This window comes from Serratia sp. (in: enterobacteria) (assembly GCF_046715635.1).
In the GTDB taxonomy this organism is placed as follows: Bacteria; Pseudomonadota; Gammaproteobacteria; order Enterobacterales; family Enterobacteriaceae; genus Chania.
This window is the reverse complement of record NZ_JBKJYW010000010.1, coordinates 1-9,601: the sequence shown is the minus strand read 5'-3', so window position 1 is coordinate 9,601 and position 9,601 is coordinate 1. Positions and strand designations below refer to the sequence as shown.

The window sequence follows — 9,601 nt, the reverse complement described above, 5'->3', positions numbered from 1 at the left end:
TATCTTCAGCCTGCTCCAGCTCGTGGCGAGCTTCTTCTGCGGCGATCGGGCGCAACGCTTCCAGATGCACCACTTGCGCGTGGCCGTAGAACACCGGCGACTGAACGCAGCTTACCGAGATCGGCAGCCCTTCATCCTGCAATACTTTACGTACCTGATCGACGATCAGACGCTCCTCGCGCACGCTGCCCTGCTCATCGGTCATCAATGGCAACAGGTTAAACGCCAACTGCTTGGCGAACACGCCCGGCTCTGCAGGGATGCCGTTCAGCAAACGCGCACTCTGGCCAGCCAGATCGTCCACCGCGACCTTGCCGCGTGCCGAAACCGACATCAGCGTGGTAACGTGCAAGCGCGAAAGCCCGGCCTGCTCGGTCAGCGGCTTAATCGCCGTCAACAGTTGGCTCACCATGCTATCGGCCACCGCCACGATATTGCGGTTGCGGTAATCCGCCAGCACCTGCGGGTTAACGCCTGGCACCACCAACGGCACGTCCGGCTCCAGGGCAAAATAGCCGCTGGTGTCGATCACCAGGCAGCCCATATTGCCCGCATCATCGGCGTAACGGGCCGCCGCTTCGCTACCGGCAACAAAGAACGCCAGCTGCGCCTGCGACCAGTCAAATTCTTCAACGTTTTGCACCAGCAGGGATTTGCCGTTGAAACGCACCGTCGCACCAGCACTGCGCTCGCTGGCTAAAGGAAAGAGTTCACCCACCGGGAACTGGCGTTCCTGTAGCAATTCCAGCAACGCTTCACCTACTGCGCCAGTGGCACCGAGCACAGCGATATTCCAGCCGTCAGACATTGGGTTTCTCCAGAGTATTTGATTCAAATGCAAACGGGCGATGCAGTCACCGCCCGATCAACTTTACTGCTTATTGCTTAAGGCAACCTTACGCGTTGTCCTTTACAGGACGCCGAAGCCCAGTTTGTGCAGCAGTTCCGCACTGGCGCTGTCATCGCACTGCACCCGCAGTGAAGACCACTCCCGGCGTTCCTGATAATGCTTGCGCAGGCGATCGAACTCACCCGGCTGCCCGGCAACTTGCCGCAGTGGCGCATCATCGCGGCGCACATCATACACCAAGTGCATCAATCGTTTTAACTTGCCTTCGTCCAGCGGCCCATTGAGACGGATTTCACTGAACTCTGGCACCGGCAGCAGCGAGGTCAGCTCGATAGCTTGCGGTTGCCCAAGATACTGGGCAAAGGCTTCAAACACCTGCGTGGTACCGCGCGCCTTACCTTCCAGCGTGTAGCCGGCGATATGGGCGGTGCCGATATCCACCCGATCCAGCAACGGCACGCTGAGATCCGGCTCCGGCTCCCACACGTCCAGTACCGTACTCAATCGCTTACCCCGCTCCAGCACGTTAAGCAACGCGGCGTTATGTACCACGGCACCACGGCAGGCGTTGATCAGAATGCGATCGTCGGGCAATGCCTCCAGCAGATCCGCGTTAGCCAAATGCAATGATTTATACGGGCCGGTCTTGTTCAACGGGGTATGGAACGTCAGCACGTCCGCCTGCGCCACCAGCTTTTCCAATGGCCAGAATTCGCCGCTGTCACCGCGATCGGCTCGCGGTGGATCGCACAGCAGTGTACGAACGCCCAAGGCTTTCAGGCGAGCATCCAGCCGAGAACCAACGTTACCCACCCCCACGATCCCGACGGTTTTATCACGCAACGAGAAGCCATCACGCTCCGCCAACAGCATTAATGACGAAAGCACATACTCCACCACCGCAATGGCATTGCAGCCAGGGGCGGCCGAGAAACCAATCCCCGCCTGCTGCAACCACGCCTCGTCCACATGGTCGGTACCCGCCGTAGCGGTACCCACAAAACCGATCTTGGTGCCAGCCAACAGTTCCTGATTCACTTTGGTCACCGAGCGCACCATCAAGGCGTCGGCTCCGGCCAGCGCATCGGTTGGGATCGGGCGGCCAGGCACGGCCTGCACTTCCCCCAAGCGGCTAAACAAATCCACCGCATAAGGCATATTTTCATCAACCAGTATCTTCACGCTACTCTCCGAGGATAGGTACTCAAGCTACAAAATAGTGTGCCACCGAATGGTCGCTAAACCCAAGCTTGTTATGCCCGGTGAAATAACGCTTATTTTCTTCTAAGCTTTATTGAGTTTTTTCCGATAATCATCACGCAAGGAGGCGAACCTTCGCGTTAGCTACTGGCTAACGGACAGAAACAAATCGAAAATCAAGAGCGTTAGCCATGAAAAAAGCGACACTTGTTCTGGCGATCGTTGCAACACTCACCGCCGTTGGTACCGCTCAGGCGGAAGAGACCACTGCGCAAACCGTGGCCACCTGGTCCGCCACTGCGGTGAAAGATACCACCAGCAAATTGACGGTGACGCCGGTGGGCAACCTGTATTTCCAATATGCGGCAGGTAACAAGGGCTTCAGCAGTCAGAAAGGCCAGTTTGACGTGACTGTCGAAGGCGGGGAAACCGCAACCGATTTTAAACTGACCTCCACACTGGTTACCAACACCCTGACTCAGGTTGGCCCCTCGGGTTCTACCTTGCAGGTGGGGGTTAACTACCACGGCGCTCCGGTATCCAAATCCGCTGAAACCGTTATGATTGATACCTCCTCCCATAAGTTGGGCTACGGCCTGAAATCGCTAGCCAACGCTGGCCAACAGCCTGGCCGCACCAGCGCGCAAGACCAGTTCGATTTCAGCATCATTAGCGCGACGGCTGATGGCACTAAAGCAGTGACTGACTTCAGCACCCTGCCAGAAGGTACCTGGACCGGTGATGTGAACGTTCGGTTCGACGTCGTCTGGACCAGTTGAGGCAAGAGGCCGGTCATGCCCGGCGGAATCGTTCTGGGGTGGTACCGGCAATCTGCTGGAACATCACAATAAACGCGGAAGCCGAGCTGTAGCCCACATCGAGCGCCACATCCTGCACGGTTTTCCCCTGTTCGAGCAGTGAAAGCGCATGTAAAAAACGCAGGCGCTGCCGCCACTCGCTAAACGACATGCCCAGTTCCTGCTGGCAGCGGCGCGAAAGCGTCCGTTCGGTGGTATACACCTTACTGGCCCACACCGCCAATGAGGTGTTATCCGCAGGGCAACGTTCCAACGCCTGTAACACCGGCCCCAAAAACTTATCTTGTGAAGTCGGCAGATAGGTCTGTTGAACCGGGGAAATCCGCAGTTGATCGATCAGTACCCGGCACAGGCGCAGATCTTCTTCGCTAGTGGGTTCCAGCATTTTGCGCCCCAGGCAATCCTCTACAATGGCGCTGAACACCGGCGATACGTTGATCAAACAGGCCTCTTCTGGCAACCCGGCGCACAAGGATTTGGCGATATTGATGGTGCGGAACAGCACCGGTTTGCGGTTATGGCTGGAATGCTCCATCCCCGGCGGCAGCCAGACGGCAAACTCCGGCGGGGCCAAAAAGCGCTGCCCGGCAATATTCAGCGCGATCACCCCGGTTTTGACGCAGATCAGTTGCCCCCAGTCGTGGCTGTGCGGCAGATATTCGGTATCCGCATTGGTTTCTTCGCAGCGGAAAAACAGCGTGCGCGGTGCAGCGACGTCTGCGGTGGGGTAATTACGGGTTTCGGCCATGGTGAAGTTGTCTTGATTTCGCGAATTGCTGTCTGATTTTGACTATATATAATAAACCGGACACGGGTAGACTAGCCAGCATGTTATTAGTTGTTGAGAATCATTATCATGAACGTGCTCTTTCCCCTGCTGGCGGTGCTGATCTGGTCGATTAACGCCGTGGTCAGTAAAGTATCGGCAACCGCCATCGATCCGGCGGCCATCTCCTTCTATCGCTGGGCATTAGCGCTGATCGTGCTCACCCCTTTCGCTCTGCCGGGAGCGATGCGTAATTGGCCTGCCATTCGCGCCAACTGGTGGAAGCTGATGATCCTCGGCCTGCTGGGGATGGTGCTGTATCAAAGCCTGGCCTATTACGCCGCCCATAGCGTCAGCGCGCTGTTTATGGGCATCCTCAATTCCCTGATCCCGCTGCTGACGGTGTTAATCGGCATCTTTGTCCTGCGCGTCGCTCCCACCGTGGGTATCGCACTGGGCAGTATCCTGTCGCTGGGTGGGCTGGTGTGGCTGGTTAGCGCGGGTCAACCGGGGCTGCTGCTGCAACATGGCATTGGCAAAGGTGAACTGATGATGTTCGCCGCTTCGGCCTCCTACGCCCTATACGGCGTGTTGACCAAACGTTGGGCGATCCCGTTGCCCAACTGGCAGTCGTTGTATGTGCAGATCGTGTTTGGCGTGGTACTGCTGTTGCCGAACTTCCTGATGGCACAGGATGTGCAGCTTACTAGCCAGAACATCCCACTGGTGCTGTTTGCCGGTATCCCTGCTTCAATTGCCGCGCCGTTCCTGTGGATCCAGGGGGTGATGCGCCTGGGTGCCAACAAGGCTTCGATCTTTATGAACCTGGCTCCGGTGTTCACCGCGATAATTGCGGTCCTGTTCCTGCATGAGCAGTTGCAGAGCTACCATCTGATTGGCGGCGGCGTCGCCCTGCTGGGGGTGATCTTGTCACAGCGCCTGCGCACGCCGTTAGGGCGCAGAAAAACGGCCGAATAATCCATCTATCTCTGAATGGGCGCAGCATGCAGCGCCCCTACATTTGGTTCCGGTTAATGATCGAATACCTAGGGTAAGACTTAAAGAGCGGAGGATCCATCCTGAGCCAAGTGAGCAGCGGCCAGACGAATTTTTTCTTTCACCATTGCGATGCTTTGTTCTTCGATGAAGGCTAAGGTATTCTCGCGGTCATAAGGTAAGTGGATACTAAACTGCATATCCTCCCGATAATCATTAGCGTCATCGCGACTATGCACCGTCACTCCAACATAAAGCATATGCTCCTCTTCCATGTCATATATGCCCATATTAGTTACCTTATACTCCATTATATTACTCTCCCTTTCTGTAGCGGCTAACACCCTACTCTGGTGTTGATTGTTGACGTCATTATTCCGTTTAACCCAATGCCTAGTGGCGGTAATGTGCCACCTGGGGCACAGGCCAGATATTTATATCACACCCAAGCCTCATAAGCCCCCTCACCCTAACCCAAAGCTCAGATCTCCTGATCAAGAGACTTCGCCAGTTTATACCCTTCAACGATGTCCTGAAGCTTGGACCACACCTCCCACATCACTACCCATCCCGCTCGTCCCATCGTTTACTGTCCTATCTCGCGAGATTTCGATTGCAGGCAATGGCACCTGGCCCAATCTAAATGCCTTAAACATTGTGCAAACTTTCTTGTTTGGTCCAGACAAGCTCAAATAGCCAGTGGGTATTATTTAATAGCAAACTGTCGATAGAACGAAGGATCAGTTGGTTACGCTTAAAATTGAATTTTCGGCAAAGTACAGTGCCTATTTGATTTGGGTATTTGCTGTTTTCAATCCTATGAGAAATTATCTTTTCATCAAAATCAACATCGTAACAGCCACAGTAGGTTTCAAACCTGGGGAAATCCGTGATGATCTGTTCAGGAGGTATAGCACGAATATCATCGGTAGTGAATCTGGTGCGTTCATCGTTAGAAATAAATACCATCATATATTCTTCGGTGTAGGTTAGCATCCCAAAAGGTGCCACACCTAGAGGGTAACTATGCTTATCGCCGCAGATACCGATACAAGACTCCAGCTTCCAGCGACCGACAAATTGATCTCTGCTGTTCTCAGACATAAATAGCCTCTTTAGATAATCGCATAAAGTGACCGATTGATATTCATCGCAAAACCAAAAAATATCTTATTTATCAATAAAGTAGTTATCCATCATCGCTATCCACTTGGTGAAAGTGTCGGTGAACATCCGACCGTTGTCCACAACGATAACCTGACCACGCACCGCATCCATCAAACCGCTGCAAAGGGCCACAGTTACATTAGCCACTGCCTCCGGTTGAACAATAAAAGCCGGATCGAATTTCCTAATAAAATCCTGCGCCTTCTTACCAAATACCAACTCAAATGCCTCTGTATCTACTACACCCGGTGAAACACAATTAATAATAATATCATCTCTCGCAGAGATATATTTAATCAATGTTTCCAGTACCGCTTTCGATGCCGCAACATAATCGTATCCATTAATATGACAATTGCGATGCCCTTCCGAGGTCGTTGCCACAACATAGCGAGGAAACTGACCTGAAAACTGTTTAATCACATCAAGATAGGTAACCAATGGCCAGGCGTTATGCTCAATGCTATCCAGCAACCCCCGATACTCATAGCTATCTTTAAACTGAGGGGCGAAAGCCGCATTGGCGACCAAAATATCGAGCCTTTGATCGTTATCGACAATCATTTTGATTAATCGAATGGTGGCCACTTTATCACTGATATCAGACTGCAGGAAGATAGGCCGGTTGGGATAAAGAGAGAAACAGGCTTCGAGTTCATCCAGGTTATCCCCCCAATAATACGTACCATAAACTTTAGCTCCGGCTTTAACAAAGCTTTCCACCGTGGCCCGGCCAATACCTTTGGTCCCCCCCGTGACTAAGACGACCATTTCACTAAAGTTATTCATCATAGTTAACCTGTGTAATTGTCTTGTATTTGTTGTTTGATATCATTTTGATTGAATGAAATATGGTGCATAAATGCTTCAATGGTGCTGGCCTCCTCCTGGCTTTTACGACGCTCTATTGACATGTATTTCTTTAATAACTCCAGGCTATTTCGCGGTTTTTCAGCAATAGCGCTAGCGAGTTCAAGCGCCTTTTCCAGAACCTCACTTCGGGGTAAAATATAATTAAAACAGCCCTTTCCTTTTAGCTCACTGCCTTTAAGATAATTGCCGGTCACCATGATTTCAAAGCCGGTATGGTAGCCAAAAGCCTCCCTACACATCGCGGTTGAGCCCATACCTGGCGTGAACCCCATGTTCATAAAAGATAGGCCATAGCGGCTCTCCTCCGCTGCGACTACGATATCGGCATATAAACCTAAAATTAATCCGCCACCGGTCGCGCTCCCCTCCATTGCGGCAATCACCGGAATAGGAATATTCAACAGGTGCTTAAGATGATTAGCATATTCATGTTCAATATTGGTTTGATAGTGTTCAATCAGGCCTTGTAAAAATGCCTCCGTCCCTCCCGTACAAAATATTTCCGTCCCCCCCTGCAAGATAAGCACCTTGACAGCCTTATCTTTTTTTATCGTGTCAACAATCTCATAGAGCTGTAAACAGAAATCATCATCAATGGCATTCTTGCTAGCGGGATCGTTAATATGAAAAAAAACAATATTTTCATTGTATTTTTCTAAGGTTATCTTTGCCATATTAATCCCTTGCATATTCATCATTAAACAATCTAATATTCTCCAGGTAACCGCTTATTCTTTCTATTACCTGAATATCCTTTAGTTTATCTTGTAGCAGTTGTCCTCCCAGGTTGATAACATCCTCAAAAGAGGAATGTTTGCTCAATAATTGCCTGCTTTCGCGTATGACGCTGGCCGGAGTTCGGGAAAACCGATGGCTCATTAACAGAACATCTTGTTCTAGACTGGCCACTGAGCTGACTTTATCTACCAACCCCCACTCAAGCGCTTGTTTGGCAGAAATCGCATCTGAGGTCCAGGCAAGGTATTTAATGTGATGAGGTTTGATACGCTCAAGTAAACCAGCGATGGCGATGGCCGGTGTTAAACCAAATGCCGACTCAGGCAAACTGAAAGAGGCCGTTTCATCAGAGATGATAAAGTCCACCATCGACAGTAAAGCTAACCCTCCGGCTATCACACTCCCTTCAACCATAGCCAACACCGGTTTTGAACTGCTCTTCACTATTTTCAAGATATTACAAAACTGCGTAACGAAGCCTGGATCATAATCGGTAGCAATATAATCAAGATCCATACCCATACAAAAATAGTTGTCCCTGCCAATCAACACGATGACATCAACCTGCTTATTATTGAGTGCTTCGCCAAAGCTAGCTTCAAATTTTCTTAATAAGTCGGGGTTAAATTTTATCGGCACGGTAATAAATTCATGCATAGTGATAACTCCGCATGTAATTATCGATCTGTTTAAGGATCAGACGACCACGCCCGTGGTAGTGATAGGCATACCAATCCTGGAGGTGGTCCTGGTCTAAGTTATAATCTTCCCCCTGCATTTGCGTGCTGCGCGCATCTTCTAGCTGCTGATATGCGGATACACTCAACACCTTGCGTTGCGCCAACAAGGCATCCAGCACCTCTCCTTGCTGTTGAGCTATCGCTGATGCATTTTCGCCAACCAGCATACTGAAGTATTCTGCACATGAGCCAGAACCGTAGGAGTAGATCCCAATACGATCCCCTGATTTAAGGGTGGGTGCCCGCAAGATCAGCGAAAATAGGGAAAGAAAAATACTGCCGCAGTAGGTTGCACCCATTCTTTGCGGGTAATATAAAGCGGGCAACACTTTTTGCTTAAATGAAGCCGATAGCGCCTCTTGGCTAAATTCCCCTTGCAACTCCAACAAGATCTTATGGGCCTCTTTACTGATGCCGGGAAAAGGCAAGTGATAAATATTGTAATCAAAGTACGCACTGTCGTTTGCCTCTGGTACTTGTAGACAATACTCTGCAAAAGCGCCTTCAAGACCATCCATATAGGAAAAAAGGCTCGCCTCCACATCAATGGCAATTTCTTTCCAAGGGAGTGGACGAATAACGTCCGTCACTTCATGAGTATGAATACCCGACTTACCCGTCTCAATAATGGCAAAGGCTGGCGTATCTGAAATGAGCAGAGCAATAGCTCCCGCGCCAAGGCTGTACTCCATTTTGCCGTGGCGGGTCATATTATTACTGATGTCTACATTAATCAGTAGTACCTTCTTACCACGATTAAGGCCCGACGATAGCCAGGACTCGGCCATCTTCAAGGCGGCCGCGCCAGCATGACAAGCGGATTTCACCTCAAAAACCCGGCAGGCATTAGGTAATCTCAAATGCCGATGCGCCCAAGTACTTAGCGCTTTTTCCTGGTCCAACCCCGACTCGCTAGCAATGATAAATAGGCCAATATCCGCACGATCGTGCTCGGTCAACATCTCTTGAGCACTGTTGACGGCCAGCGTAACGGCATCCTCCCACAGCGGAACCAAACTCCGTGTCTTCACCATCAGAGTTTCTTCAATATATTGGCTATCTTCCCCACGCACCTGCGCCAGTTCGGATAACTCCAGCGCCAGGCTGCTGGGGTAAATACTGATTTTCTCAATGCCGATATTATTCATCAGGAATTCCGCAAGTTAGTAAACCCAGTCAATGCCGCCGGTCACATTGAAGATCGCCCCGTTGACATAGCTACACTCTGCACTGATAAGGAACAAAATGGCCTCAGCCACCTCAACCGTGGTGCCCAGTCTCTTCACCGGGGCATATTGTTCAAAAAACAGAGAGATCCCCTTCACATCATTACCAATAATATTGGTATCAATTAATCCCGGCACCAGCACATTGGCCGTAATGCCCAAATGGCCATATTCCTTGGCGATGGTTTTAGTTAAGCCAACCAACCCGGCTTTGGAGGCCGCATAAG

12 protein-coding genes are annotated in these 9,601 nt (G+C 50.9%); 2 read left to right on the top strand and 10 right to left on the bottom strand.

What is annotated here, in order from left to right:
* Nucleotides 1-808, bottom strand: an 808-nt coding sequence (locus ACLQ7H_RS00505) for an aspartate-semialdehyde dehydrogenase (protein WP_411750984.1), incomplete at its 3' end; no start/stop codon positions are given.
* Between the two features lie 102 nt (nt 809-910).
* Nucleotides 911-2,032: a 4-phosphoerythronate dehydrogenase PdxB gene (gene pdxB / locus ACLQ7H_RS00500; RefSeq protein ID WP_411750983.1), complete on the bottom strand. Its 1,122-nt coding sequence runs from the start codon at nt 2,030-2,032 to the stop codon at nt 911-913.
* 209 nt (nt 2,033-2,241) lie between these two features.
* Here pdxB and ecpA point away from each other — a divergent pair, with 209 nt between their 5' ends.
* On the top strand, nt 2,242-2,829 hold the full coding sequence (ecpA, locus tag ACLQ7H_RS00495) for a common pilus major fimbrillin subunit EcpA (protein WP_411750982.1): 588 nt from the start codon (nt 2,242-2,244) through the stop codon (nt 2,827-2,829).
* Between the two features lie 13 nt (nt 2,830-2,842).
* Here ecpA and ACLQ7H_RS00490 read toward each other — a convergent pair whose 3' ends face one another.
* Nucleotides 2,843-3,616 (bottom strand): AraC family transcriptional regulator, encoded by a 774-nt coding sequence (locus ACLQ7H_RS00490; protein ID WP_024485605.1) that lies wholly within the window; start codon nt 3,614-3,616, stop codon nt 2,843-2,845.
* A gap of 108 nt (nt 3,617-3,724) precedes the next feature.
* On the opposite strand from ACLQ7H_RS00490, the gene ACLQ7H_RS00485 reads away from it, so the two are divergent.
* Nucleotides 3,725-4,612 carry a DMT family transporter gene (locus tag ACLQ7H_RS00485; RefSeq protein ID WP_411750981.1) on the top strand — a complete coding sequence of 296 codons (888 nt, stop codon included), beginning with the start codon at nt 3,725-3,727 and terminating at the stop codon, nt 4,610-4,612.
* Nucleotides 4,613-4,692: 80 nt separating this feature from the next.
* Here the strand turns inward: ACLQ7H_RS00485 and ACLQ7H_RS00480 are convergent, their stop codons facing one another.
* The 7 genes from ACLQ7H_RS00480 to ACLQ7H_RS00450 all read right to left on the bottom strand — a co-directional run.
* Entirely contained in the window at nt 4,693-4,941 is a 249-nt protein-coding gene (locus ACLQ7H_RS00480) for a hypothetical protein (protein WP_411750980.1), read from the bottom strand.
* Nucleotides 4,942-5,278: 337 nt separating this feature from the next.
* Nucleotides 5,279-5,734 (bottom strand): lipocalin-like domain-containing protein, encoded by a 456-nt coding sequence (locus tag ACLQ7H_RS00475; protein ID WP_411750979.1) that lies wholly within the window; start codon nt 5,732-5,734, stop codon nt 5,279-5,281.
* Nucleotides 5,735-5,800: 66 nt separating this feature from the next.
* The gene (locus ACLQ7H_RS00470; RefSeq protein ID WP_411750978.1) at nt 5,801-6,589 is read right to left on the bottom strand and encodes an SDR family oxidoreductase; all 789 of its coding nucleotides are present in this window, start codon (nt 6,587-6,589) and stop codon (nt 5,801-5,803) included.
* 2 nt (nt 6,590-6,591) lie between these two features.
* Nucleotides 6,592-7,344, bottom strand: a complete 753-nt coding sequence (locus ACLQ7H_RS00465) for a polyketide synthase (protein WP_411750977.1) — start codon at nt 7,342-7,344, stop codon at nt 6,592-6,594.
* A 1-nt stretch (nt 7,345) separates the two neighbouring features.
* A complete protein-coding gene (locus ACLQ7H_RS00460; protein WP_411750976.1) occupies nt 7,346-8,065 on the bottom strand; it encodes an enoyl-CoA hydratase/isomerase family protein in 720 nt (239 codons plus the stop codon).
* Nucleotides 8,058-9,296: a hydroxymethylglutaryl-CoA synthase family protein gene (locus tag ACLQ7H_RS00455; protein WP_411750975.1), complete on the bottom strand. Its 1,239-nt coding sequence runs from the start codon at nt 9,294-9,296 to the stop codon at nt 8,058-8,060. Before ACLQ7H_RS00455 ends, ACLQ7H_RS00460 begins: the two co-directional genes overlap by 8 nt.
* Before the next feature lie 15 nt (nt 9,297-9,311).
* The coding region (locus ACLQ7H_RS00450) for an SDR family NAD(P)-dependent oxidoreductase (RefSeq protein ID WP_411750974.1) at nt 9,312-9,601 on the bottom strand (290 nt) is incomplete at its 5' end.